The sequence below is a fragment of the Microbacterium kyungheense genome, assembly GCF_006783905.1.
Lineage (GTDB): Bacteria > Actinomycetota > Actinomycetes > Actinomycetales > Microbacteriaceae > Microbacterium > Microbacterium kyungheense.
This window is the reverse complement of sequence record NZ_VFPE01000002.1, coordinates 153,049-179,655: the sequence shown is the minus strand read 5'-3', so window position 1 is coordinate 179,655 and position 26,607 is coordinate 153,049. Positions and strand designations below refer to the sequence as shown.

The following is a 26,607-nucleotide window of genomic DNA, read 5'->3' as shown; positions in this document are numbered from 1 at the left end:
ATGCCGCACCCGGCCCCGTCGGCCGGCCGAGGCACCCGTCACCGAGCAGGCAGCCCGGCGAACTCCCGGATCAGCCGCGCGACCTCGTCGGGATTGTCGTCGACGACGAAGTGCGCACCGGCCGGCACGAACCGGATCGACAGATCCGGTGCGTCGTCGGCCGAGACCGTGAGGGCGTCATGCGGGATGAGATGGTCCTCGGCTCCGAACAGCACGAGCGTCGGCACGCGGAGGACCCGCCCACGGTACGCGCCGCGCATCATGTTCATGAACCCGGGCAGGATCAGCTTCCGGTACAGCCGAGAGCCGGCACGGGCGCGCGCCGGCTCTCGCAGCGCCGCGACGTAGGCCGCGACGTCGTCATCGTCGATGTGGGCCACTTCGAACGATCGCAGGAGCCGATGCGCGAGCCGCTGCCGGCCGCCTGCGAGCAGTCGGGGTCCGAGACCCGGGGTCGCGATCGCCCACTGGAACCACAGGTGCGGCATCGCGCGCGCCATGGCCCCGGCGAGCTTCGGCGTCATGCGGATGTAAGGCGCCGGCACGGCGATCGCCGCAAAGCGTTCGAACCGCTCGGGCGCGCGCAGGCACAGCTCGAATCCGACCAGTGCGCTCCAGTCGTGGGCGACGAGCGTCACGCGAGGCATCTCCATCGCATCCAGCAGCGCGAGCACGTCGGCGCACACCGAGTCGAGATCATACCCGCCGGCCGGCGCGTCGGTCAGACCCGCGCCCCTCAGATCAGGCACGAGGGCACGGACATCGGGCGCGAGCGCGCTCGCGAGCCGGCGGTACTCCCGTGAGCTCTGCGGGAAGCCATGAAGCATGAGAACGGGCGGCCCGTCACCGCCGTACTCGACGACGTGCATGCCGAGGCCGTTCGCCTCGATCCGCCGCGTGCGCGGCACGGTGTCGGCATTCATGTCTCCCCCTGTCCTCGCCGAGGGTCGGCGACGGTCGTCGATCTGACGAAGTGGTCGGCGATGAGGCGGACGGTCGCAGCCGGCTGCTCGTCGACGACGAAATGCGCGGCGCCCTCGAGGATCTCGACGCGGACGTCGCGGCCGATGGTCGCGGGATCCGAGAACATGCGCCGGGCGACCGCCGGCGGGAAGGCGAGGTCGCCGCCGCCGAACACATAGAGCGTCGGCATCTCGAACCGAGCCGACCGATAGTCGCCGCGGATGATCCGCACCAGCTCGGGCAGCACCATCCGCCGGCAGAGCAGGCTGCCCGCCCGGGCGCGCGACGGCTCGCTCAGCAGCGCGGCGTACGTGTCCATGACCTCTGGCGGAAGCGGCCGGGTGGTGAAATGCGCCAGCAGCCACCGCGAGAACCGGTCACTGCGCAGCAGCGCAGGACCGAGCGCCGGCACGGCGAGTGCTTCTTCGAACCACAGCTGGCGCATGCCGGGCAGCATGTCGGGCGTGAACCGCATCTGCGGCGGTGGCACCGCCAGCACCACCTGCGATGTCACGCGCCGGGCGTGCCCGAGCGTGAGCTGCAGCGCGGTGACAGCCCCCAGGTCGTGGCTGACGAGTCGCACCGGCGGAAGCTCCCACACGTCGAAGAGCTCGAGCAGGTCGCTGAGCCGGCGCGTGCGGGTGATCGCCGCTTCCGGCAGGTCGGTCCACCCATCGCCGCGCAGGTCGGGTGCGATCACGCGATACCGCCCGGCGAGCACGGGAATGACGTCCCGCCACTCCCACCAGGACTGTCCCAGTCCGGCGAGCAGCACGACCGGTTCACCCTCGCCCGCCACGGCCACGTGCATGCGTCCGTCCGACAGGTCGACGAGCTCATGCTCGACGCCGGGGACCACGGGCATCCTCGGCAGCGTCGCCGTGCGAGTCGACATCGTCCACCCCCTCTGGACCACCCTCTTCGGACACCGAGGCTACTACGTTTATAGTGCCATGTCACTATGAATGTAGTAAACGTGACCGAATAGGCTCAGACTGATGAGCAGCACCCGCGAACGCGCCCTCAACGCCGCCGTCGACCTGGTGGGCAGCCACGGCATCCGCGCGCTCACGCACGCCCGCGTGGACGCCCATGCGGGGCTTCCCCCGGGATCCACCTCGAACCACTTCCGCACGCGAGCCGCGCTGCTCGGCGGGGTTGCCTCGTGGATCGCCGAGGAAGAGACGCGCGACCTCGGGGCCGTCCTGGCCCAGCCCTTCGACGACGTCGACGGGTTCATCGACCTCTTCAGCACCGGGATCGAGCTGCTCACGGGTCGCTTCGCGGTGCGCACACGCGCGCGCTACGCGCTGTTCCTCGAAGCGGCGGCCGACCCTGCGCTGTTCGCACCGCTGCGCGCGCAGCGCGAAGGTTTCGAGGCCTGGTCGCGGAGCCTGCTCGTCAGCCTCGGTGCTCGTGATCCCGATACCGCGCTGCATGCGTTCATGGCCTTCGGTGACGGCATCCTGCTGCATCGGCTCACCATCGATCCCGAGGCACCCGTCCGGCCGAGCGTCGACGCCGCCGTGCGGGGACTGCTCGGCGGGTAGCACCGCCTCGGGGCGCCACGTCCCCGGCGTTCACCCGGCGCTGTACCGCAGGAACGCGAACCCCTCGTCGTCCGTGACCACGCCGGCCAGCGCGAACCTGCGGTCGGCTTCGGCGACGCCCTGCACGATGCGGCGCGCCTCGCCCCCGACGAATCGGGGAGCGATCGTGACGCACACCTCGTCGACGAGGTCGTCCGCCAGCAGCGCGCCGAACAGATGCGGGCCGCCCTCGCAGAGCACCTGGGTCCAGCCGCGCCGCGCGAACACGTCGAGCGTCTCACGCAGGTCGACCGTGTCGACCCCGCACGCCAGCACGGTGGCCACGGGATCGAACAGCGCACCGCGCGCCGCGGCCGTGGCATCCGTCGTCACCAGCACCGGACGCCGGACAGCCTCGGCGAAAACGGGATCGCCCGGGTCCAGCTGCAGTCCGCCCGAGACGACGGCGAGCGCCGGCTGGTCGTCGAGGCCGCGCGCGCGACGCCACGCGACGCCGTCGGGGCCCACGCGCACACCGCCGTAGCCCTCTGCCCGGACCGTGCCCGCGCCGACCAGCACCACGTCGGCCATCGTCCTCAGCACCTGCATCAGCGCACGGTCCGTCTTCCCGCCGAGGGCACCGCTGCGACCGCCGAGCGTCACCGCGCCGTCGGCCGACGACACGAAGTTCATGCGGACGCGGGTGCCGTCACGGCCCTGCAGGGCGTAGGCGTCGAACAGCTCAGAGACGGTGGGCATGTCAGTCGTTCCCCTCGGGGCGGGTGTTGTGCCGCTCGTACGCCGGGTCGCGCCACCCCAGGATCGCCTCGACCATGCGCATCGCGTCGACGGTCTCGCGCACGTTGTGGGCGCGGATGATCCGCGCACCGTGCAGCGCGCAGTACACCGCCGCGGCGAGCGAACCGGACAGCCGATCGCCGCGCTCGCGGTCGAGCGTCTCGCCCACGAAGTCCTTGTTCGACAGCGCGACCAGCAGCGGTGATCCGAGCCCCGCCAGCTCGCCCAGGCGCCGCGTGAGCTCGAGGGTGTGTCGCGTGTTCTTGTTCAGGTCGTGCCCCGGATCGAGCACGATGCGCTCGGCGGGCACGCCGCGCTCGAGCGCCAGGTCGCGGCGCGCCGAGAGGAACGCCGCGATGTCGCCGATGACGTCGCCGTAGTGCGGGAGAGGATGCTGCGTGCGCGGCGCCGCCAGGCTGTGGGCGATCACGACACCGGCCCCGCCCGCCGCGATCACCTCTGCCATCGCCGGGTCGTGCAGGCCCGTCGTGTCGTTCACGATCGCAGCGCCCGCATCGATCGCCGCAACGGCGACCTCGGGGTGGAACGTGTCGACGCTCACGCGCGTCAGCGGAGCGAGCTCACGCACCACCGGCACGACCCGGGCGATCTCGTCCTCGACGGGCACCGGCGGCCCTGGCGCGAACTTCACGCCCCCGACGTCGACGATCTCGGCGCCCGCCTCGATGGCGGCGACACCGGCCGCCACCGCCGCGTCCAGCGCGAACGTCGCGCCCCGGTCGTAGAAGGAGTCGGGCGTGCGGTTCACTATCGCCATCACCGCGATGTGCTGCGACAGGTCGAGAGCACCGCCGGGCACCTCCAGCAGGCAGCCCTGGAGCAGGCGGTCGGTCATCAGCGTCACGGCAGCAGGTCCTCCAGCGGCACAGCCGGGTCGCGCAGGCGATCGGGATCGACGCGCTCCCCCGCGCGGATCAGCGCCTGCACCTGCTCGTTGACGTCCCACACGTTCACGTTCATGCCGGCGACGACCCGGCCCGCCTCGCCCGGCGAGACGGCATCCGTCCAGAACGCGATGAACTCGCGGGCCTCCAGGTCACCGCGCACGACGATCGCGGCATCCGCCATGAGAGGCGCGTAGCCCGACAGCTCCATGCCGAGGTCGTACTGGTCGGTGTAGAAGTACGGGATGTCGTCGAACGACACCGACTGCCCGAGCATGGACCGGGCCGCGACCTTCCCCGCGTTCAGCGCGTTGGCCCAGTGCTCGCTGCGCAGGTGCCGCTGGATCACCGGGTGGAACGCGTTGGCGACGTCACCCGCCGCGAAGACGTCCGGCGCGCTGGTGCGCAGGGCCGCGTCGACGAGGACGCCGTTCTGCAGTTCGAGCCCCGCCGCCTCTGCGAGCGCTGTGTTCGGGATCGCGCCGACGCCGACGAGCACGAGATCGGCGGGGATCGTCTCGCCGTCCACGACGACGCCCTCGGCCCGGTCGGCGCCCACGATGCGGTCGATGCCGACCGACGTGCGCAGGTCGACGCCGTGCTCCAGGTGGAGGCGGCGGAACACCTCGCCCATCTCGGCGCCGAGCGCCGCGGCCAACGGCACCGCGTCGCGTTCGAGGATCGTCACGTCGTTGCCGAACCCCCGCGCGGTGGCCGCGACCTCCATGCCGATCCAGCCGGCGCCGATCACGGCGAGCCTCCGGCCGCCGTCGCGCAGCTGCGCGGCGAGGGCATCGGAGTCATCGAGCCGGCGGAGGGTCGCCACACCCGCGAGATCGTGCCCGGCGAGCGGGATCATGCGCGGCGTCGCCCCGGTCGCGAGCAGGACCGAGTCGTACTCCAGGCGCTCACCGCTGTCGAGCTCGACCACGTGCGCGGAGGGATCGAGGGACGTCGCGGCCACGCCCGTCACGAGACGGATGCCGCGATCGGCGTACCACGCGGCAGGATGCAGGATGACGGCATCCAGCCCCTCGTCTCCGGCGAGGTAGCCCTTCGAGAGGGGCGGCCGCTGGTACGGCGGATGCGCCTCCGCCGCGACGACGGTGATCTCGCCGTCGAACCCCTCATCGCGCAGCGCTTCGGCGGCGGTGCCGCCGGCGAGTCCTCCGCCGATGATCAGCATGCGGGTCATGTCGATTCCTCTCGTCCGTGCACGAGCGCGCCGCTCATGCGTCCCGGAAGCGCGTCTGCAGAGCCGTGTCGCCCGCCAGCTCCCCGCGGAAGCATGTCGTGGTCGTGACCGCGGAGTCCGCGCGCACGCCGCGTACCGACATGCACAGGTGCTCGGCCTCGATCACGACTCCGACGCCGCGTGGGGCGAGCGCGTCGTCCAGCGTGCGCGCGATCTGCATCGTGAGCGACTCCTGCACCTGCAGGGCGCGCGCGTGGTGGCCGACGACGCGGGCGAGCTTCGACAGCCCCACGAGGCGGTCGCCGGGCAGATAACCCACGGTGGCGGTGCCGCGGAACGGCAGCAGATGATGTCGGCACAGCGAGACGAACGGGATGCCGCGCACGACGACGGGCTCGTCGTACCCCTCTTCGTTCGCGAACGTCGTCATCTCGAACGGCTCCGGCGTCAGCAACTCGAGGAAGGCGTCGGCCACGCGGCGCGGCGTCTCCGCGAGATCGCCGGCGTCGGGATCGTGCCCGAGGGCGACCAGCAGGTCGGCGACCGCCGCGATCGCACGCTCGCGGTCGGGCTCCTCTTCGTCAGGGAGCGCATGGAGGGCGGCCACCTGAGCCGTGGTCGACATCTCGTGCTCCTTCGCTCCACCGGACTGCCTCTGAGCCCGACGTTAGAACCGGTCATTTCTTTTGTCAAGGTTCATGTTTTTAGAGGTAGACTCCGCGTGTGAGCACTTCATCGCCGCTCTCACCGACGCCGAACCGGGCCGACGCGGTCGCCGCGCTCGTCGACCCGCAGCGGCGCGATCTCTACCGACTGGCGGCGGATCACGCCGTCACGCGTGACGACGCCGCCGCGACCCTCGGCCTCCCCCGCAGCACGGCCGCCCTCAACCTGGACAGACTCGTGGATGCCGGCCTGCTCACGGTGTCGTACGAGCGGCGCTCCGGGCGCACCGGCCCTGGCGCGGGTCGTCCTGCGAAGCTCTATCGCGCGACGGCCGACGAGCTCTCCGCCACCATCCCCGAGCGCCACTACGAGCTGGTCGGCGACCTGCTGGCCGCCGCCGTCGAGCACGCCGACGAGACCGGCACGCCGGTCCGCGAAGCCCTCGCGGCCGCGGCGTTCGCCGCGGGCGCATCGATCGGCGCCGGCGCCGAGGCGCTCGAAGGCGCCCTCACCGCCTGCGGATACGCGCCGAACCCGCCGCGGCGCCAGGACGCGGCATCCCCGGATCTGGTCCTCGAGAACTGCCCGTTCCATGTGCTGGCGAGCCGCCACACCGCGCTCATCTGCGGGGCGAACCTGGAGTTCGTGCGGGGGCTCGCCGCCGCCACCGACGACGAGCGCACCCCCGTCCTGGCTCCGGCCGACGGCCGCTGCTGCGTCGAGATCCGCGCGTGCGCCCCCTGATCGATTTCGCGGCCGTGTCGCCGATATCCAGGCACGACATGGCATACGCCGACATAATGGGCCCATGACCGCACCGCGCATCCTCGTCGTGGACGACGAACCGAACATCCGCGATCTGCTGATCACCAGCCTCCGATTCGCCGGGTTCCAGGTCCGGGCCGTCTCGAACGGCGCCCAGACCATCTCGGCGGTCCTCGAAGAGGAGCCCGACCTCATCATCCTCGACGTGATGCTGCCCGACATGAACGGCTTCAGCGTCACCAAGCGGCTCCGCGGCGCCGGGTACACCGCTCCGATCCTCTTCCTCACCGCGAAGGACGAGACCGAAGACAAGATCACCGGTCTCAACGCGGGCGGCGACGACTATGTCACCAAGCCCTTCAGCCTCGACGAGATCGTGGCCCGCATCCAGGCGATCCTGCGTCGCACGATGCAGGCCGACGAGGAGTCGGTCATCCGCGCCGGCGAGCTCACGATGGACCAGGACACGCACGACGTGCAGGTCGGCGACGTCTCGATCGACCTGAGCCCCACCGAGTTCAAGCTGCTGCGCTACCTCATGCTCAACCCGAACCGCGTGCTGTCGAAGGCGCAGATCCTCGACCACGTGTGGGAGTACGACTTCAACGGCGACGCGGGCATCGTCGAGAGCTACATCTCGTACCTGCGCCGCAAGATCGACCCGCACTCGACCGAGCCGCTCATCCAGACCAAGCGGGGCTTCGGGTACATGCTGAAGGCGGGCAAGACCGCCTAGTCGCGGGATGCCGGCAGAGGGGGACGAGACCTGGCGCAGAAGCCTGACGCGGTCACCCGGTGGTGGCGCGGAACCAGTCTGCGCGCGAAGGTCACCGGGGTCACTGTCGCGCTCCTGGCCGTCGGCCTCATCGCGGCCGGCGTCGGCACCGCGGTGTTCCTGCGCAACTCGCTGATCGACGGCGTCGACACACAGCTGCAGTCCCTCGCGGGCACGGAGGCCGCTGCCCCGCTGCTCGACTTCTCGTCCGTCAACGGGCATCTGGTCGTCACCATGAAGGAGAGCCCGTACAGCGTCGACTACTTCGTCGCGGTGTACGACCCCAACCAGGGCGACAAGATGCTGGCGCTCGTCGGCGGCCGCGGCGGCCCCACGCCCGTCGTGCCCGAGACGCTGTCCCTGACCGAGGCGCAGACGCAGTCCGGGCAGATCCGTGAGCTGACCTCGGCGGACGGCGAAGCCACCTTCCGCGCCACCGTGTCGGTGCAGCAGTACGAAGACGGCGGGCTGCTGTACCCGCAGCTGGTCGCCTCCCCGCTCGCGGGCGTCAACCGCACGATCGCGAACTACCTCGGCATCTACTCGATCCTCGCGCTCGTGATCCTCATCGCCGGCGCGTTCGCCACCCGCCTCCTCGTCACGCTGACCTTCCGCAGCCTCGGGCAGGTCGAGGCGACCGCCGACCTCATCGCCGCCGGCGACCTGACGCAGCGCATGACCGACATCGAGCCCAAGACGACGGAGGTCGGCCGTCTCAAGACCGCGATCAACGCGATGCTCGACCGCGTGGACGGCGCGATCTCGCAGCGGGACGCGACCGTGCGTCAGATGCGGCGCTTCATCGGCGACGCGAGTCACGAGCTGCGCACACCGCTCGTGACGGTCCGCGGCTACGCGGAGCTGTACCGCATGGGCGCCGTGCGCGGCGACGAGCAGGTCGCGCAGTCCATGGACCGCATCGAGAAGGAGGCGATCCGCATGGGCGTGCTGGTCGAGGACCTCCTCGCCCTCGCGCGCCTGGATGAGCGCCGCGACGTCGTGATCGTGCCGGTCGACCTGCGCCCGGTGGCGAGGGATGCCGCGCTCGATGTGCGCGCGGCCGCCCCGATGCGTCCCGTCACCGTGCTCGACACCACCCTCTTCGACCCCGAGCCCGCACGCGCGTCCGAGACGATGACGGCGCCCGAGTCGAAGCGCCGCGGAACGCCGCCGTCGGCGATCTCGCGCGCCGGCGCGACGCTGTCGATGCTGCGCCGCCGCCCCAAGCCGCTGCCCGCGACGCAGGCGAACGGCAGCGCGGCCGAGCTGCCGCCCCTCGTCCCCGAGCACGAGCCGGCGGCGCCCGCCGACGCCGTGGTGCCCGTCGTGCTGGGTGACGAGAACAGGATCCGCCAGGTGGTGACGAACCTGCTGGGCAACGCCCGTCGCTACTCCGCCGAGGATTCCCCCATCGATCTGCGCGTCGGCGTCGACGGGACGAGCCGCATGGGCTGGATCGAGGTCGTCGACCACGGCGAGGGCGTCCCCGACCAGATCAAGGAGAAGATCTTCCAGCGCTTCTGGCGTGCCGATACGTCGCGCACGCGTGAGACCGGCGGCTCGGGCCTCGGCCTGTCCATCGTCGCGTCCATCGTCGAGGCGCTGCACGGCACCGTCGAGGTCACCGACACCCCGGGCGGCGGAGCGACGTTCCGCGTCTCGTTCCCTCTCGCCGACGCGCGCGAGGCGGCCGACCACGCGTCGATCCCGACGCAGCCGCTGCAGCGGCTGACGGACGCTCCGGACTGACGCCGCAGCTCTCCTCCCCAGCGTCCCGCCGGCGCGCGTTGTGCACAGAACCGGCCGACGTCGAGGGATGCCGCCACCCGCCGGCGCGGCAGCGCCTAGCGTGGCGGCACAGCGGAATCGGCATCCGGCCACCGCACGAACCGTCAGGAGCCCTCATGGCCGTCTTCACCGTCGACAGCGACTCGATCCTCACCTCCACCACGACCGTGCGCGCCACGATCGACCGGCTGCAGGCCGAGTCGAACGCGATGCTCGCCCAGCTGACGCAGCTGCAGGCGTCCTGGACCGGTTCGGCGTCGGCGGCCTTCGCGGGTGTCGTCGACCAGTGGCGCGGCACGCAGCGGCAGGTGGAGGAGTCGCTTGCGAACATCAACGCGGCCCTCGCCGCGGCCGGGCGTCAGTACGCCGACACCGAGCTCGCCGCCGCGAGCCTCTTCCGCTGAGGCGTCGAGGGCACGCCGAGAACGGCGGATGCCCCGACCCAGAAGGGCCGGGGCATCCGCGGATCGCGTCAGCGAGCGGGCTGGATCAGAAGTCCATGCCACCCGTCGGGTCGCCGGCAGGAGCCGCGACCTTCTCGGGCTTGTCGGCGACGACGGCCTCGGTCGTGAGGAACAGGCCGGCGATCGACGCGGCGTTCTGCAGCGCCGAACGGGTCACCTTGGCGGGGTCGATGATGCCCTGCGCGAAGAGGTCGCCGTACTCGCCCGAAGCGGCGTTGAGGCCGTGGCCCGCCGGCAGCTCCGAGACCTTGTTCGCCACGACGCCCGGCTCGAGACCGGCGTTGAGGGCGATCTGCTTCAGCGGGGCCTCGATCGCGACGCGCACGATGTTGGCGCCGGTCGCCTCGTCGCCCGACAGCTCGAGGGCGTCGAGCGCCTTCTTGCCGGACTGGATGAGCGCGACGCCACCACCGGGGACGATGCCCTCCTCGACGGCTGCCTTCGCGTTGCGGACGGCGTCCTCGATGCGGTGCTTGCGCTCCTTGAGCTCGACCTCGGTGGCCGCGCCCGCCTTGATGACGGCGACGCCGCCGGCGAGCTTGGCGAGGCGCTCCTGCAGCTTCTCGCGGTCGTAGTCGCTGTCGGTGTTGTCGATCTCGCGGCGGATCTGGGTCACGCGACCCTCGATCTGCGCGGCCTCACCGGCACCCTCGACGATCGTGGTCTCGTCCTTGGTGACGATGACCTTGCGCGCACGGCCGAGCAGGTCGAGGGTGGCGTTCTCGAGCTTGAGACCGACCTCCTCGGTGATGACCTGGCCACCCGTGAGGATCGCGATGTCCTGCAGCTGAGCCTTGCGGCGGTCGCCGAAGCCGGGGGCCTTGACGGCGACCGACTTGAAGATGCCGCGGATCTTGTTGAGCACGAGCGTCGCGAGAGCCTCGCCCTCGACGTCCTCGGCGATGATGACGAGCTCCTTGCCGTCCTGGATCACCTTGTCGACGACGGGCAGAAGGTCCTTGATGTTCGAGATCTTCTGGTTCGCGATGAGGATGTACGGGTCCTCGAACACGGCCTCCTGGCGGTCGGGGTCCGTGACGAAGTAGGGGTTGATGTAACCCTTGTCGAAGCGCATGCCCTCGGTGAGCTCGAGCTCGGTGCCGAACGTCTGCGACTCCTCGACGGTGACGACGCCCTCCTTGCCCACCTTGTCGATGGCCTCGGCGATGAGCGCGCCGATCTCGGGGTCGGCGGCCGAGATCGAGGCGGTCGCAGCGATCTGCTCCTTGGACTCGACCTCCTTGGCGGACTCGAGCAGCTCGGCGGTGATGGCGGCGACGGCCTTCTCGATGCCCTTCTTGAGCGAGATCGGGTCGGCGCCGGCCGCGACGTTGCGCAGGCCCTCGCGCACGAGCGCCTGGGCGAGGACGGTCGCGGTGGTGGTGCCGTCACCGGCGACGTCGTCGGTCTTCTTGGCGACCTCCTTGACGAGCTCCGCGCCGATCTTCTCGTACGGGTCGTCCAGCTCGATCTCCTTGGCGATGGAGACACCGTCGTTCGTGATCGTGGGGGCGCCCCACTTCTTCTCGAGCACGACGTTGCGACCGCGCGGGCCGAGCGTCACCTTGACGGCGTCGGCCAGGGTGTTCAGGCCGCGCTCGAGGCCACGACGGGCCTCCTCGTCGAAAGCGATGATCTTTGCCATGTGTGTGTCGTCCCTCCGGAACGTTGGCTTTGGGTATTAGCACTCAACAAACGTGAGTGCTAAATCATTCTGGCACTCGACCCTATCGAGTGCAAGCCGTCGCGAGGGACACTTCGTCTCGCTGCGCTCGCTCAGCACAGGCGCCGAAACGCACGGAAACGGGATGCCGTGGCACCCGTTTCCGGATCGATCAGCGCGACGGGCGCGCGGCGGGCGTCAGACGACGCGCACCGACTCCGCCTGCGGGCCCTTCTGGCCGGAGCCGACCGTGAACTCCACGGTCTGCCCTTCTTCGAGCACGCGGAAGCCCGACATGTCGATGTTCGAGTAGTGGACGAAGACGTCCTGGCCGTCGGCGACGGTGATGAAGCCGAATCCCTTCTCGGCGTTGAACCATTTGACGGTGCCCTGGGTCATGCGTATCTCCTGTTGCCGGCGGTGCAGGGCTTCATCGTATGCAGGAGCGCACAGACGTCCGCGGCGTTTTCGTCACTTGTTGACATGCAGGCACACAAGTGTTTACCCGCGCGAAACACGGGGCCCGGGCGTCAGGGCGTGGGTGCGGGCGACTGCCCTGCCGCGGTGCGGTCGAGACCCACCACGATGGTGAGCTGCTTGACGTCCGGCGACGACGCCGGGTAGGCGTCGCTCTGCTCGGTCGCGGCACCGCCGATGGCCTCGGCGAGGCCCTTCGCGGCCGCCTCGTCCTCGGGGACGCTGTAGAAGACAGTGGTGGTCGGGAAGTCCTGCGACCCCGCCTCGCCCGCCGTCACGGCATCCTCGGCCCACCCCGCCTGCACGACGACGTCCTTCAGCTGGGTGGCGAGTCCCTGCTCCGGGGTGGCGTTGAGGATCATCACCTCGTAGGTCGTGTCCTTCACGGGCGAGACCTCGGGAACAGGCGTCGCGGTGGGGGTCGGCGTCGGCGCGAGCTCGATGCGGCCCGAGGCGATCAGCGTGCCGAAGATGCCGACGGCGATGAGGACGACCGTCGCGAGCGCGGCCCACAGCAGCACGACCCACCCCCGCATGCGGGGGTTCTCGGCGCGGTGGGCTCCGACGCGTTCCGTGTCCGGCAGGTCGTCGAAGCGATCCTGGGGGTAGCGGGAGGTCGGCACCCGTCGATGTTACCCGGCTGAGCCTGTGCGTCCGATCCGACAGCCCGGCGGGCGCGAGCACCGCATGACGACGTCAGCGGGCGGCGCGCGCGCTGCGCTCGTGCACGCGCGCGTCGCGCAGCCGGCGCAGGCGCTTGACCAGCATCGGATCGTGCTCCTGCGCGTCGGTGGTGTCGATGAGGCGGGCGAGCAGCTGGTAGTACCGTGCCGGCGACAGCCCGAGCTCGGCGCGGATCGCCTCCTCCTTCGCCCCCGCGTGACGCTGCCACTGCGCCTCGAAGTCGAGGAGGGCGCGGTCGCGGTCGGTCAGAGGCACACCGCAAAGCTAGCCCGGGGCGCCGCCCGATCCGTCGTCCGACGCGCGCCAGTGCACGAATCCGCCGAGCGGATCGACCGCGGCGAGCGCCGAGCCGTCGCGCGCGAGCACGAACCCCTCCCACGACGCCGGATCGACATGGTCGTCCCGCCACTCGTGAAGCGCGGGCGGGTCGATCGTGATCCACACCGCGTCGAGTCCGCGGATCGTCGCGATGAGACGCTCACGGCCGTCGCGCGGGATGTGCGGAAGCACCCCCGGCGTCGTGACGACGAGCGTCGCCCCCCGCGGGGCGCGCGCCGCGAGTGCACGAAGCACGCCGGGCTCGGTGGCGTCGCCCGCGACAAGGAGCGGCGGGTCCGCGCCCGCGATGTCGAGCGCCGCGGCGATGCGGTCGGCACGCCCCTCCTCTCCCGGCCACACGAGGCTGGTGAGGAACCGGCGATCCCCCGGGTCGGCCGCATCCAGCGGATGCACGTCGATGCCGGCGCGCCACACCACCTGCGGGAGCCGCAGCGGCGCAGCGCCGAGCACCTCGCACTCGAGCACGACGGGCGACGATCCTGCCTCCGGCTCCAGCGCGACCACGCCGCCGCCACGCCAGTAGCGGTACGCGTACCGGTCGGGGTACAGGCACAGGCCGGCGCTCGCGCCGACCTCCAGCAGCGCGATCGGCCCGTCGACTCCGGCGAGCGCAGGCAGCAGTGCCGCGCAGCGCTGCGGTTCGTTGGTCTGCAGGCGACGGATGGATGCCTCGGCCACGAGCTCGTCGGCGTGCCCGCGCACCCACGCGGCCCAGGCGGGGTACGCCGCCTCGGGCGCACCGAGCATGCGGGCGACCGCGAACACGAGCGGCGGCTGGCGGCGCGTGGCGGGGATGCGCGCGAGGATGCCGGCGACCTCGGGGTCGCCCGCCACACCGCCGGCCCACTGCGCGTACAGCGCCGAGCGCCCCGGCGCCTCGTCGCGCGCGAACCGCGCGTACCGCTCGATCGTGCGCTCGTGTTCACCGGCCGCCCGTTCCCGGGCCATCGGGTCGTCGGCGGTTGCAGCATCCATTCCGCCATCCTCCCGCAGCCCGACACCCCCGGCACTGAGGTTGAATGGAACCTGCAGCGCACGTGCCCGACGCCGTGCCGAGGAGGACCCATGACGTACGCCGTTGACAAGAGCGACGAGCAGTGGCGCGCAGAGCTCACGCCCGATCAGTACGCGGTGCTGCGCGAGGCCGGCACCGAGCGGCCGTGGACCGGCGAGCTGCTCGACGAGAGCCGCGCCGGGCTGTACACGTGCGCCGCATGCGGGGCGGAGCTGTTCCAGAGCGGGACGAAGTTCGACTCGCACTGCGGCTGGCCGAGCTTCTACGAATCGGTGCGCCCCGAGGCCGTGCAGCTGATCGAAGACAACAGCCACGGCATGGTGCGCACCGAAGTGCGCTGCGCGAACTGCGGCTCGCACCTGGGCCATGTCTTCCCGGACGGCTTCGGCACGCCCACCGGAGACCGCTACTGCATGAACTCGCTGTCGCTGCAGTTCACGCCCGACGAGGCGTGATGGCGGGGGCGATGGAGGCGGCGCTCGCGCGCCGCTCGTGGTCGAAGGTCACCGACGAGGCGCCGACGCACGACGAACTGCTGCGCATCGTCGCGGCGGCCGGTCGCGTCGCCGACCACTCGTCGCTGCGTCCGTGGCGGCTGATCGAGCTGCGCGGAGACGACCGCGAGCGCCTGGGCCGGGCGATCAACAAGGCGAACGGCGACAAGGGCTCGTCCTCCAAGCCGCTGCGCGCACCGCTGCTGATCGCGGTGGTCGCCAGCTACCGCAAGAGCCACAAGGTGCCGCGCTGGGAGCAGGAGGCGGTGGCCTCGGGCGTCGCGCACCTGCTGAGCCTGCTGCTGGACGAGGCCGGGTGGGGCGTCATCTGGCGCACCGGCCACTACACGCGGTCCAAGGCGGTCGCCAAGCTCCACGGGCTCGGCAAGAACGAGGAGCTCCTCGGCTGGCTGTACGTCGGCGGCAAGCCCGCGAACTCCCGCCCCGAGCGGCGCAAGACCGTCGACGCGCGCGAGTTCCTCAGCCCGCTGCCCTGACGCCGCGGCGGTTCAGGCGGCGAGCTGCGCGCGGAGCCGCGCGACGTGCCCGTTCGGGTCGACGCCGTACTCGGCCGACTCGACCGTGCCGTCGGCGGCGAGCACGAACGTCGAGCGGATGAGCCCGACCCGCTCCTGGCCGTTCACGACCTTCGTTCCCCACGCGCCCCAGGCCTCGGCGACCGCGTGGTCCTCGTCGGACAGCAGCGGGAACGACAGCTGCTCCGCCTCGGCCCACTCGGCGAGGCGCTCGACGCTGTCGGGCGAGATGCCGACCACGGCGGTTCCGGCCGCCTGCAGCGATGCCAGGTTGTCGCGGAAGTCGCACGCCTCGGTGGTGCAGCCGGGCGTGAACGCCGCCGGGTAGAAGTACACGATGAGTCGTCGGCCCGCGAAGTCGTCGGGACGCACGAGTGCGCCGCCGGCGTCGGGCAGCGCGAAGCCCGGGTTCGCGTCGCCTGCCGAGAGGTGGATGCCGTCAGCCATGGTGGTGTCCTTTCCAGCGGTGTCGTGGGGCCGGTGCGAGATCACGACGTGGGGTGCACCCCGAACGCGAGCGCCAGCTTCTCGATCTTCTGCGCACGGCCGAGGCGCGGCAAGTCGCTGCCGTCGCGGACGACGCGACCGCGGCCCTCGAAGTCGGCGAGGAAGTCCATCGCCCACAGCACCTCGCTGGGGGTGGGGCAGATGACCTCGTTGATGACAGGCGCCTGTTCGGCCGCCAGGCACAGCTTGCCGGTCATGCCCATCGACACCGTGATGCCGGACTGCTCGCGCAGCGTGGGCATGCTGTTGCCCACCGTCGGGCCGTCGATGGGACCGGGGAGGTTGCCGACGCGGCTCGCGACGACGAGGCGGGCACGCGGATAGGCCATCGCCTCGGCATCGGCGCTCATGCCGGTGTCGCGGCGGAAGTCGCCGCTCCCGAACGCGAGGCGGAACGCGCCGCGGGCGCGGGCGATGTGGGCGGCATCCTCCATGCCGAGAGCCGACTCCACGAGCGCGACCACGGGCACGCTGCCGCCCAGACGGTCGAACGTGCTCGTCACCTGGTCCGCGGATTCGGTCTTGGCGAGCATGACCCCCAGCAGCGTCGGGATTCCGGCGAGCGTCGCGAGATCGTCCGACCAGTACGGGCTCGCCGCGTCGTTCACGCGCACCCAGGCACGGCCAGCGGCCCGCAGCCAGTCGGCGACGTCCTGCCGTGCCTGCGGCTTGTTGCTCGGGTCGACGGCGTCCTCGATGTCGAGCACGACGGCGTCGGCGCGCGAGGCGGCCATGTCGTCGAAGGCATCGGTGCGGGTACCCGGCACGAGCAGCCAGGAGCGGGCGATCGACGGGTCGACAGGGCGGTGCCGGACCGGGCGCGTGGCGATCATGCTGCGCAGGTCGTCCTCGGGATCGAGGACCTCGGGGCCGCTGCTGTACGGATCTGCAGACATCTCACTCTTCCTCCGTCCACTCGTGGCGCGGTCTGGGTACCAGCGGGACGGGCCTCTCCATTCCATCACGCTCCCGAGCGAGGCGGCGTCGGGCCGCCGGGCGGTGCTGCGGCCTCAGCGCGCGGGCCGCGCCCAGCGCCACGGCACGGCCGCGACCACGACCGAGAGGATCGCGAGCGACGACATCAGCAGCGACTGCCACAGTCCGGGTGCGGCGGCCGTGGGCCACAGCGCGTCGATGACGACCGACGTCACGACCTGGCCGACGACGGTGCCCAGACCGAGCAGTAGCACCCCGGTGTACGAGACGAGGGCGGCCGCCAAGAAGATGTAGGTCACGCCGATGATCCCGCCGATGTAGAGCCACGGCGCGGCCGGGTAGACGGTCGGCGGCGGCGTCACGGTGAGCGAGTGCACGAGCTCGGCGATGCCGAGCACCAGCGTTCCGCCGATGAAGTTGACGAGCGTCGCGGTCAGCGGTGTGCCGACGCGCTGTCGCAGGCGCCCGTTGACCGCCGACTGCCAGGCGATCCCCGCCCCGACGAGGAACGGCAGCACGATGAGCACCGGCGGGGCGTGCACACCGCCGGCGAGCGATACCGCGGCGGCGAGCATCGCCAGCGCTCCCCCGACCAGGCGCGCCGGCGTCACGGCCACGACTCCGGCGGGTCCGATGCCGGAGCGATCGAGCAGCAGGCCGCTCACGGTCTGACCCGCCACGACGCCTACCGTGAACAGCGCGACGCCGATGATGCCGACCGCGAGCGACTGCGTCGCGACCGAGAGCGCTCCGGCGACGCCGCCGCACAGCATCCAGACAGGGATGCCGCGCCTGCCGTCCTGCTCGCGCCGTCGCAGTCCGCCGACCAGCGCGGCGAAACCGCGACGGCCCTGCGGGATGACCAGTGAGAGCACGATCAGCACCACGAGCCCGGAGCCGAACGAGATGACGGCGGCGGTGAAGCCGTCGCCCAGCCGCGCGCCGAGCTGCCCGTTGATGCGAGCCTGGATCGCCGTGAGGACGCCGATGACGGCCGCCGCGCCCAGGCCCATCCAGGCGGGCAGGCGGCGTTCGGTCACCGATCAATCATGCCCTGCGTCCGCGCGGCTTCCGGCCACCCGTCGGCCGGACGTGCGGGAGTTACCCTGGAACGTGCCCGTCTCGTCGCGAACCAGAACACTCCTCACGTGGCTTCCGGCCACGGTGCTGGTGCTGATCATCGCCGGCGTCGTCGTCGCCTCCCTCGCGATCCAGGGGTCCTGGTGGGCGCAGGACCGGCCCGCGGCATCCGACGACCAGCGCGCATCGGACGGGTCGAGCATGCTCACCGACACCGGGTTCGACTACGTCAACGTCTCGGGGACGTTCAAGGTGCGCATCGGCGAGGGCGCACTCTCCGCCGCGGAACTCGGGCTGCCCGAAAACGGCGAGAAGTCCGCCGAGTTCCGCCGCCCGGTGCGTGCCGTGGTCGCCGCAGGCGAGGAGCTGTACGTCCTCGACGACATCGCGGGCCTGACCGCCACCAGCGTCGACGGCGAGCTCGCGTCGGTCACCTTCGTCCCGGACGTGACGAGCAACTGGACGGGCGCGCTGGACTACCTGCGTGCGCTCGCCCCCGATCTGGGATGGGATGCCGCACAGCTCGACCCGCTGACGGAACAGCTCGGCGAGTTCAACCGGACCGGCGAAGGCGACACGTTCACCGCGCAGATCGGTCCCTCGCAGGGCGGGCCTGCCGAGATCACCGGCAACATCCTGTTCGACCGCGCGAGCGGCGCGACGCCCGTGACGGTCACGTTCGAGCCCGGCGACTGAGCGCGCGGCCACCGGGCGTCACCGTCCCCGGTCCGTAGAGTGGACGCATGCTGATCGGCCGCATCCGTCCCGTCGAGACCCGTACGTTCGAGGTGCAGGGCGAATCGCTCGCGGCGCTGCGCGCCGCCGTGGACGCGCAGCTGCCCGCCGGGTGGGTGGTCACGGACGTGCCCGCAGCCATGCCGAAGGGCTCGCAGCTGCTCACCTCGACCGCGAAGATCGCCCGCCGCGACGGTGTCGAGCAGATCGAGGCCGACGACCAGGCTGCGCTCGAGGCGAAGGTGCCCGAAGGCTGGCAGCTGCTGAGCGTGCACAAGGTCTGAGCACGCCACGGGCGACGCCCGACGGTGCCGGCTACAGGACTTGAACCTGCAACCCCCGTATTACAAGTACGGTGCGCTACCAATTGCGCCAAGCCGGCAGAGCGCCCAGTCTAGCGGGGCGTGTTCGCGCGCCCGTCATCGCGGGCGCCGGGCGTCACGGCGTCGGGGTGACCGTGGGGGTCGGCGTCGCCTTGTAGTACGAGTCGCTCGCGACGGTGAGCACGAACTGCGCGAACTCCTTGGGGTCGTCGATCTTGCCGACGTACTGCGTGCCGTTGACGAGGATCATCGGGGTCGCCGTGAGGGCGACGCCGCCGGAATCCGGCAGCTCCTTGAGCGCCTGCTCGGTCGCCGTCTTGACCCAGGGCGTGTACGACTGCGACTCGATGCAGCTGCGCACGACCTTCGGGCCGTCAACGCCGACCGCCTGTGCCAGATCGGCGAGCTCGGGGTCGCTCAGTCCGTCCGAGTCGACGCCGGGCTGCTGGGTGAGGAGCGCGTTGTTGAACGCGAAGAAGTAGTCCGGCGAGTTCTGTGCGACGCACGCGGCGGCGCCCGCGGCGCGCAGCGAGTACTTGGTGCCGTTGGACTTGGCCGTGAGCATCGCGACCGGGTAGTAGGTCAGGGTCGCCGCGCCGGAGTCCACCCACTGCGAGAGCTGCTTCACGTTCGCGACCTGGAAGTCGCGCGAGCCGCTGGAGAGGTAGTCCACATAGACGCGGATGTCGACGGCCGGGGCCTCGGTGGGTGTCGCGGCGGGAGTCGGCTCCGCCTCTGTCGCCGCCGCGTCGCCGGTGGGGGCGGGCGTCGCTTCGGCCGAGCCGGCGCCGTTGTCGGCCGAGGGCACTCCGGTGCCCGTCACGCCGGTGACCACGAAGCCGCCCGACACGTTCGAGGGATCGGCCATCGGCTTGGACGCGCTCGACGAGACCGTCCAGGTCACGACGACCGCGATCGCGGCGATGACGGCGAGCCCGAAGGTGACGAGCGTCGTGCGCCGGATGGCCCGGGCACGCGACTGGCGCGCCTTCACCTGCTGCGCCTTCTCGCGCACGGCGTCGCGGCGCTCGCTGGACGCGGCGTTCGTTGACTCGTCGCTCGACATGAAACCTCTCGGGGCGAAGGCCGTCTCGCGGGCTGCGGGGCGGAAAACTGCGCGGGGCCACACGGGAAAGCGGCCGTCCACGATGCTAGCCAGCCACCCTGGGAAATGCCCAGACGCAACCTCCGTGCGCGGTGTGTCATCGCGCGTGGCATACTGATGCGAGCGCCCGACGACGGGCGTGCGGGAAAGCCCCCGCTCATTCCATCACTACGGATCGTCCGGCACGTACCTGCCGGTGAAGGAGAAGAGAACATGGCGTCCGTCACGTTTGACAACGCAACCCGCCTGTACCCCGGGGGCACGCGCCCCGCGGTCGACAAGCTGAACCTCGAGGTCGCCGACGGCGAGTTCCTGGTCCTGGTCGGCCCCTCGGGCTGTGGCAAGTCCACCTCGCTGCGCATGCTGGCCGGCCTCGAAGAGGTCAACTCGGGCCGCATCCTCATCGGCGACCGCGACGTCACCGACGTCCCGCCGAAGGACCGCGACATCGCGATGGTGTTCCAGAACTACGCGCTGTACCCGCACATGACCGTCGCCGAGAACATGGGCTTCGCGCTGAAGATCGCCGGTGTCGGCAAGGAGGAGCGCGCCGCGCGCGTCCTCGAGGCCGCCAAGCTCCTCGACCTCGAGGAGTACCTGACCCGCAAGCCGAAGGCCCTCTCGGGTGGTCAGCGTCAGCGTGTCGCCATGGGCCGCGCGATCGTCCGCCAGCCGCAGGTGTTCCTCATGGACGAGCCGCTGTCGAACCTCGACGCCAAGCTCCGCGTCCAGACCCGCACGCAGATCGCGTCGCTGCAGCGCCGCCTCGGCGTCACGACGGTCTACGTCACGCACGACCAGACCGAGGCCCTCACCATGGGTGACCGCATCGCGGTCCTCAAGGACGGCCTCCTGCAGCAGGTCGGCACCCCGCGCGACCTGTACGAGAAGCCGAACAACGTGTTCGTCGCCGGCTTCATCGGCTCGCCCGCCATGAACCTGTTCCCGGCGAGCATCGCCGAGGGCGGCGTCCAGTTCGGCGACAAGGTCGTCGGCGTCGAGGCCGACGTGCTCGGCAAGGCGCACGGCTCGGACGTCACCATCGGTGTGCGCCCCGAGGACATCCAGGTCGCCCCCGAGGATGGCAAGGGCCTCACGGTCACGGTCGACCTCGTCGAGGAGCTCGGCGCGGACGGCTACCTGTACGGCCACGCCGATGTCGACGGCAAGCGCACCGACATCGTCGCGCGCGTCGACGGCCGTCGTCACCCGAACGCGGGCGACAAGGTCACGCTGGCTCCGGTCCCCGGTCACGTGCACGTCTTCGACGTCGAGTCGGGCGAGCGCCTCACCGACAAGGCCATCGCCTCGGCGTAAGCAGTTCCTTCGCGACGGCGCGGGCGGGAGTCACTCCCCCCGCGCCGTCGCGCTGTTCCCCCCGAACCCGACGAACGAGGGAGGGCGCGTTGTCCGACGCGTTGAGCATCACCGCGAGCAGCGTCGACCCCGGCCTGCTCACCCTGCCGTGGTCCACACCGCTCGGCGAGTGGCCGTCGAACCACATCGTCTTCCTCCCCAAGGGCATCTCGCGCCATCTGGTCCGTTTCGCGAACCTCTCGGGACGCGTCGTCGCCATCAAAGAGACGACCGAGGCGATGGCGCGGCGCGAGTACGACATGCTCGGCAACCTGGCCCGCCTCGATGTGCCGTGCGTGGAGCGGGTCGCGGTCATCGCGGGACGGACGGATGCCGCCGGCGATCCGCTCCCGGCGGCCCTCGTCACCGCGCACCTGAAGTTCTCCCTCCCCTACCGCGCCCTGTTCACCCAGGTGCTGCGGCCCGACACCGCGACGAGGCTCGTCGACGCGCTCGCGCTGCTGCTCGTGCGCCTGCACAACGTGGGCTTCTTCTGGGGCGACGTGTCGCTGTCGAACACGCTGTTCCGCCGCGATGCGGGCGCCTTCGCCGCGTACCTCGTCGACGCCGAGACCGGTGAGCTGCACGAGAGCGGACTCACGCCCGGGCAGCGCGCGCACGACCTCGACGTTGCGCGCACGAACATCGCCGGCGAGATCATGGACCTCGAGGCCGGCGGCCGTCTCGAAGGCGGCGTCGACGCCATCGCGATCGCCGACGGCATCGTCTCGGCGTACCACTCGCTGTGGGCCGCCCTCACCGACGAGGAGTCCTTCCGCGCCGACGAGGCATGGCGTCTCACGCAGCGCGTGCAGCGCCTCAACGACCTCGGCTTCGACATCGGCGAGATGTCCATCCAGACGACCGCGGACGGCACGAGGGTGTCGATCCAGCCGAAGGTGGTGGATGCCGGGCATCACCAGCGCCGGCTGCTGCGCCTGACCGGTCTCGATGTCGAAGAGAACCAGGCGCGCCGCCTGCTCAATGACCTGGACGAGTTCCGCGTGCGGGTGTCGCGGCTGGGCGACGACGAGGAGATGGCCGCGCACGAGTGGCTGACCCGTGTCTTCGAGCCCGTCGTCAAGGCGATCCCGTGGGACCTGCGCGCGAAGCTGGAGCCGGCCGAGGTCTTCCACCAGCTCCTGGAGCACCGCTGGTACCTGTCGCAGGCGAAAGGCAAGTCCGTACCGCTCGCCGAGGCGCTGTCGAGCTACATCGACAACGTGCTGCGGCACCGCCGCGACGAGGCGACCCTCATGGGCCCGCCCACCGAGACGGTGTCGCTGCCCGTCATCACCTCATCGAGTCCCGTCCTCGACGACGACGAGGACGACGACATCGACTGGCGCGACCTCGTCTGACCGGGGCTCGCCCGTCAGTAGCCGACGGTGAACCGACGGCGCGGATGCTGCGGGTGCTCGATCTCGTCGACGATCGCGACGGCCAGATCGGGACCCGAGATGTACGACTCGCCTTCGGGGTCCGTGACGACGACGTCGCCCCCCGTGCGGTACTCGCCGGTGCGCTCCCCCGGGTTCCAGGCGCCGAAGCCCCCGGCCGGGTGGATGTAGAACCAGTCCGCCGCGTCGGGCGAGAGCGCCTGCAGGTCTTCGAGCACGCCGAGCGCTTCGAGCGCCTCGGGCTTGTAGTCCTCCGAGAACGTGGGGAGGTCGACCAGGCGCTCGCCGCCCTCGGTGACGAGGCTGCCGCCGGCGCCGCCGATCACGCCGATGCGCACCCCCTCGGGGAGCGCCGAGACCAGGGCGGCGATGTTCGGGCGCACGAGCCCCGCCATGTCGCCGCGCGGCGCCACCGCCGAGACGACGACGTCGACGCCCTGCAGCTGTGCGAGCAGCGCCGGGACGTCGGTCAGCGACCCCTCGATGTACATCGCACCGGGCTGTCGTTCGCTCGGGATGCGCCGTGCGATCGACAGCACGCTGTGACCTCGGCTCACCGCCTCGGCGACAATGTGCCGGCCGGCGTAGCCGGAGCCTCCGATGACGGCGATGCGTGCCATGTGCGTCCCTTTCGAGTGGGGTGTTTCAGACGAGGTCGGCGCTGCGCAGGGACGACACCTGGTACAGCGCGACGGAGGCCGCGATGCCGGCGTTCAAGGACTCCGTCGCCGACGAGATCGGGATCGACACGATCTGGTCGCACGTCTCGGTGACCAGCCTCGAGAGCCCCTTGCCCTCGGAGCCGACGACGATCACGACGGGACGGTCGGCGAGCTCGAGGGCGGGGAGCGACACATCGCCGCCGCCGTCCAGGCCGAGCACGAACACGCCCTGCTTCTTGAACTCCTTGAGCGTCGTCGTGAGGTTCGGGGCGACGGCGACCGGGATGCGCGCGGCGGCACCGGCACTCGTCTTCCAGGCGGCCGAGTTGACGCCCGCCGATCGGCGCTGCGGCACGATCACGCCGTGCCCGCCGAACGCGGCAGTCGATCGGATGATGGCGCCCAGGTTGCGCGGGTCGGTGATGCCGTCCAGGGCGATCAGCAGCGGCACCTGGTCGCGGTCGATGATCTCTTCCAGCAGGTCCTGCGGGTGCGCGTACTCGTACGGCGGCACCTTCAGTGCGACGCCCTGGTGCACGCCGTCGAAGCCGGCCATGCGATCGAGCTCCGGACGCGTGACCTCCAGCACCGGGATCCCCCGGTGGCTCGCGATCGACAGCATCTCTTTCACGCGGTCGTCCATCTCGACGCGCTGCGCGATGTAGAACGCCGTTGCGGGGATCTTCGCGCGCAGCGCCTCGAGCACCGAGTTGCGCCCGGTGACGGTCTCGGTGTCGTCGCCCGCCTTCGACTTGCCCGACCGGTTCGGGTTCGAGCCCTGCGGCTTCTGTCCGGGCTTGCCCTTGCCGCCCGCGGCGGCGTACCGCTCAGCGGCCGCCTTGCGCTTGCCGGCGACGTGCCAGGCACGGTCCTCGGCCTTGGGGGTCGGTCCGCGCCCTTCGAGGGACTTGCGACCGTGGCCGCCGGTGCCCTTCAGGGCACCCTTCTTCTTGCTGTTGCCCGCGCCGGGGCGTCCTGGCTTAGCCATCGCTGTAACTCCAGTGTGTTCCGTCTGCTGAATCTTCGAGGGCGATGCCGGCCGCCGCGATCGCGTCGCGGATGCGGTCGGCCGCCGCCCAGTCCTTCGCCGCACGCGCATCGGCGCGCTGGGCGATCATGGTCTTCACGAGGGTGTCGAGGGCGGACGCGGCCGCCGACGCGTCCGCGGTCCGCCACTGCGGGTCGAGCGGGTCGATCCCGAGGATGCCCGTCATGACCGCGACGTCCGCGAACGCGCGGAGTGCGGCATCCCGGTCGCCGGCATCCAGCGCCGTGTTGCCGTCGCGCACCGTCTCGTGCAGCACGGCGAGCGCCTGCGGCACACCCAGGTCGTCGTCGAGGGCGGCGGCGAAGCGGGCCGGGACGACGGCATCGACGATCACGTCGTCGGCCTCGTCGCGCAGCGCGCGCACGGCACGCTCGAGGAAGGTGCGGATGCGCTCGATCGCGGCCTCGGCCTCGTCGAAGGTCGACGTGGTGATGTCGAGGCTCGAGCGGTAGTGGGCTGCGGCGAGCGCGTAGCGCACGACGAGCGGATCGCGCTCGCGCAGCACGTCCTCGGCGAGGATGAAGTTGAAGAGCGATTTCGACATCTTCTGCCCCGCGATGGTCACGAGGCCGTTGTGCACCCAGTAGCGGGCGAAGGGGTCGCCGGCAGCCGTGGACTGGGCCAGCTCGTTCTCGTGGTGGGGAAAGCGCAGGTCGAGGCCTCCGCCGTGGATGTCGAACTCTGTGCCGAGGTAGCGGCGCGACATCGCCGAGCACTCGATGTGCCAGCCCGGGCGACCGGGCCCCCACGGGGACTCCCAGGTCGCCGACGCGGGCTCGTCGGCCTTGCCACCCTTCCACAGGGCGAAGTCGCGGGGGTCGCGCTTGCCGCGCGGATCGGCGTCGGCGGCCGGCTCCATCGCGTCGAGCGACTGGTTGGTGAGCGAGCCATAGGAGGGCCACGAGCGCACGTCGAAGTACACGTCGCCGGCCGCATCGGATCCGGCGTCGGCCGGGTACGCGTGCCCGGCGTCGATCAGCCGCTGGATCAGCTCCTGCATCTGCGGGACGGATGCCGTCGCGCGCGGCTCGTAGGTCGGTGCGAGGATCCCGATCGCGGTGTACGCGCGGGTGAACTCCTGCTCCATGCGGTAGGCGAGCGCCCACCACGGCTCGCCGTCGGTGGCGTTGGCCAGCACCTTGTCGTCGATGTCGGTGACGTTGCGCACGAACGTGACGCGGCCGTACCGGTGGGCGAGCCACCGGCGCAGGATGTCGAAGCTCAGCGCCCCCCGCAGGTGCCCGATGTGGGGTCCGGACTGGACGGTCGGCCCGCACACGTAGATCGTGACGTTCCGGGGGTCGAGCGGCACGAAGTCGCGCAGAGCCTGCGCCTTGGTGTCATAGAGCTGAACCGTCACTGCACCAGCCTACCGGCGCGCCCCTGGGAACCCGCGGGTCACGGCGGCCGCGCGCCTGGTAGAACTTGAAGCGATGTACGCCCTCGCCGTCCTCGCCGCCGCGCTGCTGTTCGGCACCACCGGCAGCTCGCAGGCCCTCGGCCCGGACGGCACGACGCCGCTGTCGATCGGCGTCATGCGCATGGTCATCGGCGGGACGGGCCTGGCGCTCATCGCGTTCACACTCGCCGCACGCCACGCGCGGCGCCACAGCGGCGCGCCGCGGCCACGGCTGAGCGCGCGCCCGCTCTCGCTCATGGTCCTGACCGGCGCGTGCCTGGCCCTGTACCAGCCGCTGTTCTTCCTCGGCACCGAACGCAACGGCGTCGCCGTGGGCACGGTGGTCGCCCTGGGCTCGGCGCCGATCCTCGCCGGACTGCTCGAATGGGCGCTGACCAGGAGGATGCCGAGCCTGGTCTGGATGGGAGCGACCGCCCTCGCCACGCTCGGCGTCGGGCTTCTGGGCACCGGCGGCGAGGCCGGCGGCAGCGGCGGCACCGATGCCCTGGGCCTGCTCGGCTCGATCGGCGCGGGCGCGTCGTTCGCGGTCATCGCCAACGCTCAGCGCCGCCTGCTGGACGACGGGTGGGATCCCTTCACGGTCGTCGGGGCGATGGGCGCGAGCTCGGCGGTGCTGTGCGCGTTCGCCGTGCCGTTCGTCGACCTGACCTGGCTCGGCGCGACGAGCGGGCTCACGATGGCGCTGTGGCTGGGGATCGGCACCATCGCGATCGCGTACGTGCTGTTCACGTGGGGACTCAGCGGCCTGACTGCGGCGACCGCCGCGACCCTGACGCTCGGCGAGCCGCTGACCGCAGCCATCCTCGGGATCGTGGTGCTGGGCGAACGGCTGTCCCCGCTCGCGATCGCGGGTCTCGTCGTGCTCGCCGCGGGGCTGGCCCTGCTGGCGTGGGGGTCGCGCGCGCCGCGCGACCCCGAGCCGTTCGCCGTCGAGGCCTGAGCCGCGAAACACCCCTGCAACGTGCGCGTGGCACACTGG

30 protein-coding genes and 1 tRNA gene are annotated in these 26,607 nt (G+C 71.2%); 12 read left to right on the top strand and 19 right to left on the bottom strand.

Annotated features, from left to right (window positions below; genetic code table 11):
- Window positions 1-38: 38 nt before the first annotated feature.
- Both FB391_RS07565 and FB391_RS07560 read right to left on the bottom strand, forming a co-directional pair.
- Window positions 39-923, bottom strand: a complete 885-nt coding sequence (locus tag FB391_RS07565) for an alpha/beta fold hydrolase (protein WP_141893852.1) — start codon at window positions 921-923, stop codon at window positions 39-41.
- The gene (locus tag FB391_RS07560; protein WP_141893851.1) at window positions 920-1,858 is read right to left on the bottom strand and encodes an alpha/beta fold hydrolase; all 939 of its coding nucleotides are present in this window, start codon (window positions 1,856-1,858) and stop codon (window positions 920-922) included. The genes FB391_RS07565 and FB391_RS07560 overlap by 4 nt, the downstream gene beginning before the upstream one ends.
- 103 nt (window positions 1,859-1,961) lie before the next feature.
- On the opposite strand from FB391_RS07560, the gene FB391_RS07555 reads away from it, so the two are divergent.
- Window positions 1,962-2,513: a TetR/AcrR family transcriptional regulator gene (locus tag FB391_RS07555; RefSeq protein ID WP_141893850.1), complete on the top strand. Its 552-nt coding sequence runs from the start codon at window positions 1,962-1,964 to the stop codon at window positions 2,511-2,513.
- 30 nt (window positions 2,514-2,543) lie between these two features.
- Here FB391_RS07555 and FB391_RS07550 read toward each other — a convergent pair whose 3' ends face one another.
- From FB391_RS07550 to folE, 4 genes are read right to left on the bottom strand one after another with little or no spacing between them, the layout of a single operon-like run.
- Window positions 2,544-3,251 carry a pyrimidine reductase family protein gene (locus tag FB391_RS07550; protein ID WP_141893849.1) on the bottom strand — a complete coding sequence of 236 codons (708 nt, stop codon included), beginning with the start codon at window positions 3,249-3,251 and terminating at the stop codon, window positions 2,544-2,546.
- A gap of 1 nt (window position 3,252) precedes the next feature.
- Window positions 3,253-4,146: a dihydropteroate synthase gene (gene folP, locus FB391_RS07545; RefSeq protein ID WP_141894672.1), complete on the bottom strand. Its 894-nt coding sequence runs from the start codon at window positions 4,144-4,146 to the stop codon at window positions 3,253-3,255.
- A 5-nt stretch (window positions 4,147-4,151) separates the two neighbouring features.
- Window positions 4,152-5,390, bottom strand: coding sequence for an NAD(P)/FAD-dependent oxidoreductase (locus tag FB391_RS07540; RefSeq protein WP_141893848.1), 1,239 nt, complete (start codon window positions 5,388-5,390; stop codon window positions 4,152-4,154).
- 34 nt (window positions 5,391-5,424) lie between these two features.
- Complete coding sequence (folE, locus tag FB391_RS07535; protein WP_141893847.1) at window positions 5,425-6,015, bottom strand: GTP cyclohydrolase I; 591 nt, start codon at window positions 6,013-6,015, stop codon at window positions 5,425-5,427.
- Between the two features lie 98 nt (window positions 6,016-6,113).
- Here folE and FB391_RS07530 point away from each other — a divergent pair, with 98 nt between their 5' ends.
- The 4 genes from FB391_RS07530 to FB391_RS07515 all read left to right on the top strand — a co-directional run bounded on the left by FB391_RS07530 (window position 6,114) and on the right by FB391_RS07515 (window position 9,788).
- Window positions 6,114-6,800, top strand: a complete 687-nt coding sequence (locus tag FB391_RS07530) for a helix-turn-helix transcriptional regulator (RefSeq protein WP_141893846.1) — start codon at window positions 6,114-6,116, stop codon at window positions 6,798-6,800.
- Window positions 6,801-6,864: 64 nt separating this feature from the next.
- The gene (locus FB391_RS07525) at window positions 6,865-7,557 is read left to right on the top strand and encodes a response regulator transcription factor (protein WP_018172550.1); all 693 of its coding nucleotides are present in this window, start codon (window positions 6,865-6,867) and stop codon (window positions 7,555-7,557) included.
- 153 nt (window positions 7,558-7,710) lie between these two features.
- On the top strand, window positions 7,711-9,345 hold the full coding sequence (locus FB391_RS07520; protein ID WP_185842998.1) for a sensor histidine kinase: 1,635 nt from the start codon (window positions 7,711-7,713) through the stop codon (window positions 9,343-9,345).
- Window positions 9,346-9,500: 155 nt separating this feature from the next.
- Window positions 9,501-9,788, top strand: coding sequence for a WXG100 family type VII secretion target (locus FB391_RS07515; protein WP_141893844.1), 288 nt, complete (start codon window positions 9,501-9,503; stop codon window positions 9,786-9,788).
- 85 nt (window positions 9,789-9,873) lie between these two features.
- Here the strand turns inward: FB391_RS07515 and groL are convergent, their stop codons facing one another.
- The 5 genes from groL to FB391_RS07490 form a co-directional block, all read right to left on the bottom strand.
- Entirely contained in the window at window positions 9,874-11,493 is a 1,620-nt protein-coding gene (gene groL, locus FB391_RS07510; protein ID WP_141893843.1) for a chaperonin GroEL, read from the bottom strand.
- Between the two features lie 216 nt (window positions 11,494-11,709).
- Entirely contained in the window at window positions 11,710-11,910 is a 201-nt protein-coding gene (locus FB391_RS07505; RefSeq protein WP_045298154.1) for a cold-shock protein, read from the bottom strand.
- A gap of 131 nt (window positions 11,911-12,041) precedes the next feature.
- On the bottom strand, window positions 12,042-12,611 hold the full coding sequence (locus FB391_RS07500; RefSeq protein WP_141893842.1) for a LytR C-terminal domain-containing protein: 570 nt from the start codon (window positions 12,609-12,611) through the stop codon (window positions 12,042-12,044).
- 73 nt (window positions 12,612-12,684) lie between these two features.
- Complete coding sequence (locus FB391_RS07495) at window positions 12,685-12,927, bottom strand: DUF3263 domain-containing protein (protein ID WP_141893841.1); 243 nt, start codon at window positions 12,925-12,927, stop codon at window positions 12,685-12,687.
- Window positions 12,928-12,936: 9 nt separating this feature from the next.
- The gene (locus tag FB391_RS07490; protein ID WP_141893840.1) at window positions 12,937-13,986 is read right to left on the bottom strand and encodes a DUF2332 domain-containing protein; all 1,050 of its coding nucleotides are present in this window, start codon (window positions 13,984-13,986) and stop codon (window positions 12,937-12,939) included.
- 90 nt (window positions 13,987-14,076) lie between these two features.
- Between FB391_RS07490 and msrB the strand changes: the two genes are divergently transcribed.
- Both msrB and FB391_RS07480 read left to right on the top strand, forming a co-directional pair.
- Window positions 14,077-14,481: a peptide-methionine (R)-S-oxide reductase MsrB gene (gene msrB / locus FB391_RS07485; protein ID WP_141893839.1), complete on the top strand. Its 405-nt coding sequence runs from the start codon at window positions 14,077-14,079 to the stop codon at window positions 14,479-14,481.
- Window positions 14,481-15,017 carry a nitroreductase family protein gene (locus tag FB391_RS07480; protein ID WP_141893838.1) on the top strand — a complete coding sequence of 179 codons (537 nt, stop codon included), beginning with the start codon at window positions 14,481-14,483 and terminating at the stop codon, window positions 15,015-15,017. Before msrB ends, FB391_RS07480 begins: the two co-directional genes overlap by 1 nt.
- 12 nt (window positions 15,018-15,029) lie before the next feature.
- On the opposite strand, the gene bcp is transcribed toward FB391_RS07480, so the two are convergent.
- From bcp to FB391_RS07465, 3 genes are all read right to left on the bottom strand, one after another.
- Entirely contained in the window at window positions 15,030-15,503 is a 474-nt protein-coding gene (gene bcp / locus FB391_RS07475) for a thioredoxin-dependent thiol peroxidase (protein WP_141893837.1), read from the bottom strand.
- A 41-nt stretch (window positions 15,504-15,544) separates the two neighbouring features.
- Complete coding sequence (locus tag FB391_RS07470; protein ID WP_425462952.1) at window positions 15,545-16,405, bottom strand: HpcH/HpaI aldolase/citrate lyase family protein; 861 nt, start codon at window positions 16,403-16,405, stop codon at window positions 15,545-15,547.
- Window positions 16,406-16,573: 168 nt separating this feature from the next.
- Entirely contained in the window at window positions 16,574-17,539 is a 966-nt protein-coding gene (locus tag FB391_RS07465) for a DMT family transporter (RefSeq protein WP_246093405.1), read from the bottom strand.
- Between the two features lie 73 nt (window positions 17,540-17,612).
- Between FB391_RS07465 and FB391_RS07460 the strand changes: the two genes are divergently transcribed.
- Both FB391_RS07460 and FB391_RS07455 read left to right on the top strand, forming a co-directional pair.
- Window positions 17,613-18,275: a hypothetical protein gene (locus FB391_RS07460; protein WP_141893836.1), complete on the top strand. Its 663-nt coding sequence runs from the start codon at window positions 17,613-17,615 to the stop codon at window positions 18,273-18,275.
- A gap of 47 nt (window positions 18,276-18,322) precedes the next feature.
- A complete protein-coding gene (locus FB391_RS07455) occupies window positions 18,323-18,598 on the top strand; it encodes a hypothetical protein (RefSeq protein WP_141893835.1) in 276 nt (91 codons plus the stop codon).
- A gap of 25 nt (window positions 18,599-18,623) precedes the next feature.
- On the opposite strand, the gene FB391_RS07450 is transcribed toward FB391_RS07455, so the two are convergent.
- Window positions 18,624-18,696, bottom strand: a tRNA-Thr gene (locus FB391_RS07450).
- A 56-nt stretch (window positions 18,697-18,752) separates the two neighbouring features.
- Window positions 18,753-19,703: a thioredoxin domain-containing protein gene (locus tag FB391_RS07445; protein ID WP_141893834.1), complete on the bottom strand. Its 951-nt coding sequence runs from the start codon at window positions 19,701-19,703 to the stop codon at window positions 18,753-18,755.
- Window positions 19,704-19,955: 252 nt separating this feature from the next.
- On the opposite strand from FB391_RS07445, the gene FB391_RS07440 reads away from it, so the two are divergent.
- Together FB391_RS07440 and FB391_RS07435 are read left to right on the top strand one after the other, a co-directional pair.
- The gene (locus FB391_RS07440) at window positions 19,956-21,059 is read left to right on the top strand and encodes an ABC transporter ATP-binding protein (RefSeq protein WP_141893833.1); all 1,104 of its coding nucleotides are present in this window, start codon (window positions 19,956-19,958) and stop codon (window positions 21,057-21,059) included.
- An 89-nt stretch (window positions 21,060-21,148) separates the two neighbouring features.
- Window positions 21,149-22,459: a DUF4032 domain-containing protein gene (locus tag FB391_RS07435; protein ID WP_141893832.1), complete on the top strand. Its 1,311-nt coding sequence runs from the start codon at window positions 21,149-21,151 to the stop codon at window positions 22,457-22,459.
- Between the two features lie 14 nt (window positions 22,460-22,473).
- Here FB391_RS07435 and FB391_RS07430 read toward each other — a convergent pair whose 3' ends face one another.
- The 3 genes from FB391_RS07430 to cysS are packed head-to-tail and all read right to left on the bottom strand — an operon-like array spanning window position 22,474 to window position 25,568.
- Window positions 22,474-23,118 carry an NAD(P)-dependent oxidoreductase gene (locus FB391_RS07430; protein WP_141893831.1) on the bottom strand — a complete coding sequence of 215 codons (645 nt, stop codon included), beginning with the start codon at window positions 23,116-23,118 and terminating at the stop codon, window positions 22,474-22,476.
- Between the two features lie 25 nt (window positions 23,119-23,143).
- A complete protein-coding gene (gene rlmB, locus FB391_RS07425) occupies window positions 23,144-24,148 on the bottom strand; it encodes a 23S rRNA (guanosine(2251)-2'-O)-methyltransferase RlmB (RefSeq protein WP_141893830.1) in 1,005 nt (334 codons plus the stop codon).
- A complete protein-coding gene (cysS, locus tag FB391_RS07420; RefSeq protein ID WP_141893829.1) occupies window positions 24,141-25,568 on the bottom strand; it encodes a cysteine--tRNA ligase in 1,428 nt (475 codons plus the stop codon). Before cysS ends, rlmB begins: the two co-directional genes overlap by 8 nt.
- Window positions 25,569-25,641: 73 nt before the next feature.
- Here cysS and FB391_RS07415 point away from each other — a divergent pair, with 73 nt between their 5' ends.
- Window positions 25,642-26,568 carry a DMT family transporter gene (locus FB391_RS07415; RefSeq protein ID WP_141893828.1) on the top strand — a complete coding sequence of 309 codons (927 nt, stop codon included), beginning with the start codon at window positions 25,642-25,644 and terminating at the stop codon, window positions 26,566-26,568.
- Window positions 26,569-26,607: the final 39 nt, after the last annotated feature.

Coding starts and splice junctions, on each gene's coding strand:
- FB391_RS07440 (WP_141893833.1), top strand. CDS start 19,956: ATGGCGTCCGTCACGTTTGACAACGCAACCCGCCTGTACCCCGGGGGC.
- FB391_RS07505 (WP_045298154.1), bottom strand. CDS start 11,910: ATGACCCAGGGCACCGTCAAATGGTTCAACGCCGAGAAGGGATTCGGC.
- FB391_RS07490 (WP_141893840.1), bottom strand. CDS start 13,986: ATGGATGCTGCAACCGCCGACGACCCGATGGCCCGGGAACGGGCGGCC.
- FB391_RS07430 (WP_141893831.1), bottom strand. CDS start 23,118: ATGGCACGCATCGCCGTCATCGGAGGCTCCGGCTACGCCGGCCGGCAC.
- rlmB (WP_141893830.1), bottom strand. CDS start 24,148: ATGGCTAAGCCAGGACGCCCCGGCGCGGGCAACAGCAAGAAGAAGGGT.
- FB391_RS07550 (WP_141893849.1), bottom strand. CDS start 3,251: ATGCCCACCGTCTCTGAGCTGTTCGACGCCTACGCCCTGCAGGGCCGT.
- FB391_RS07560 (WP_141893851.1), bottom strand. CDS start 1,858: ATGTCGACTCGCACGGCGACGCTGCCGAGGATGCCCGTGGTCCCCGGC.
- groL (WP_141893843.1), bottom strand. CDS start 11,493: ATGGCAAAGATCATCGCTTTCGACGAGGAGGCCCGTCGTGGCCTCGAG.
- FB391_RS07515 (WP_141893844.1), top strand. CDS start 9,501: ATGGCCGTCTTCACCGTCGACAGCGACTCGATCCTCACCTCCACCACG.
- folE (WP_141893847.1), bottom strand. CDS start 6,015: ATGTCGACCACGGCTCAGGTGGCCGCCCTCCATGCGCTCCCTGACGAA.
- FB391_RS07525 (WP_018172550.1), top strand. CDS start 6,865: ATGACCGCACCGCGCATCCTCGTCGTGGACGACGAACCGAACATCCGC.
- FB391_RS07565 (WP_141893852.1), bottom strand. CDS start 923: ATGAATGCCGACACCGTGCCGCGCACGCGGCGGATCGAGGCGAACGGC.
- bcp (WP_141893837.1), bottom strand. CDS start 15,503: ATGGCTGACGGCATCCACCTCTCGGCAGGCGACGCGAACCCGGGCTTC.
- FB391_RS07445 (WP_141893834.1), bottom strand. CDS start 19,703: ATGTCGAGCGACGAGTCAACGAACGCCGCGTCCAGCGAGCGCCGCGAC.
- folP (WP_141894672.1), bottom strand. CDS start 4,146: ATGACCGACCGCCTGCTCCAGGGCTGCCTGCTGGAGGTGCCCGGCGGT.
- FB391_RS07540 (WP_141893848.1), bottom strand. CDS start 5,390: ATGACCCGCATGCTGATCATCGGCGGAGGACTCGCCGGCGGCACCGCC.
- FB391_RS07555 (WP_141893850.1), top strand. CDS start 1,962: ATGAGCAGCACCCGCGAACGCGCCCTCAACGCCGCCGTCGACCTGGTG.
- FB391_RS07480 (WP_141893838.1), top strand. CDS start 14,481: ATGGCGGGGGCGATGGAGGCGGCGCTCGCGCGCCGCTCGTGGTCGAAG.
- FB391_RS07455 (WP_141893835.1), top strand. CDS start 18,323: ATGCTGATCGGCCGCATCCGTCCCGTCGAGACCCGTACGTTCGAGGTG.
- FB391_RS07415 (WP_141893828.1), top strand. CDS start 25,642: ATGTACGCCCTCGCCGTCCTCGCCGCCGCGCTGCTGTTCGGCACCACC.
- msrB (WP_141893839.1), top strand. CDS start 14,077: ATGACGTACGCCGTTGACAAGAGCGACGAGCAGTGGCGCGCAGAGCTC.